Source organism: Arthrobacter sp. Dra40 (genome assembly GCF_059091905.1).
In genome coordinates, this window is sequence record NZ_JBNHHB010000527.1 from 1 (window position 1) to 1050 (window position 1050).

2 protein-coding genes are annotated in these 1050 nt (G+C 64.8%); one reads left to right on the forward strand and one right to left on the reverse strand.

Features of this window, described 5'->3' with window-relative positions; all coding sequences use genetic code 11:
* Positions 1 to 41: 41 nt before the first annotated feature.
* On the forward strand, positions 42 to 803 hold the full coding sequence (locus AC5RWT_RS37775; protein WP_494084675.1) for a YaaA family protein: 762 nt from the start codon (positions 42 to 44) through the stop codon (positions 801 to 803).
* 81 nt (positions 804 to 884) lie between these two features.
* Here the strand turns inward: AC5RWT_RS37775 and AC5RWT_RS37780 are convergent.
* The coding region (locus tag AC5RWT_RS37780) for a C4-type zinc ribbon domain-containing protein (RefSeq protein WP_494084676.1) at positions 885 to 1050 on the reverse strand (166 nt) is incomplete at its 5' end.

Sequence of the window (1050 nt, forward strand, 5' to 3'; positions counted from 1 at the left end):
GTCTTTCGTGCAGCTGTGCAGTACAACGGTAGGCTCTTACGGTGCTGATTCTTCTTCCCCCTTCCGAAGGAAAGACCGCTGCTGCCAAGGGGCATCCGTTCGATCTCCAGGAATTGCAGTTTCCGGGTCTGAACCCGGCCCGCGAGGAAGTACTGGAGGCACTGGCCGATGTGAGCCGGAGCCCGGAGGCACTCTCCCGTTTGGGCGTTGGGGCATCGCTGGCGGCCGAGGTGGAACGCAACACCCGGCTCCGTGATGAACCGGCTGCCCCGGCGCACATTATTTACTCGGGTGTGCTTTATGACGCTCTCGGCTACCGCTCGATGACCGCGGTACAGAAGCGCAAGGCAGACGCCGCCGTCGTTGTTGTTTCCGCGCTGTGGGGAGCGATTGGTTTCGCGGACAACATTCCGGCTTACCGCTTGTCCATGTCTGTGGGCCTGCCGGAGATCGGGAAGCTCGCCTCCTATTGGAAGATCCGGCTCCCCCAGGCGCTGGACACTCACGCAGAGGGGCATCTGTTGGTGGACTGCCGGTCGAGCACTTACGCCGCCGCATGGGCTCCTGACCCTAGTCGGACGGTGGTGGTCAACGTGTTCCAGGAGCGCAACGGCAAACGCACAGTGGTCTCGCACTTCGCCAAGCACACCCGTGGGGAGCTTGCCCGGCACCTGCTGACCCGACGGGGGAAGGCGCCGGAGACGCCGGCTGCGCTGCTGACGGCGGCACAGGAAGTCTGGCAGACGGAACTGGTAGAGGGCACGGCTCGCAAGGCGCACGCACTGAACATCATCCTGAGTTAACAGGTTCCAGCTAGTCTCCGTGCAGCGCCGCGCCGCGGCTCGTCGTGACTTGCCACAGCCAGCGCTGAAAGCTCATGCAGCCTAGCTGCCCCACTCCTCCGAGCGGATCAGGATGCAGCCGGAATCGGGGCAGAAGACGATGTCGTCCGGGGCGGCTTTGCGGATGTCGGCCAGGTCGCCGGGGCTGAGCTGCATGCCGGAGCCTTCGGACTTGCCGTGGAACAGGCGGGCGGCGCCGATGCCGCGG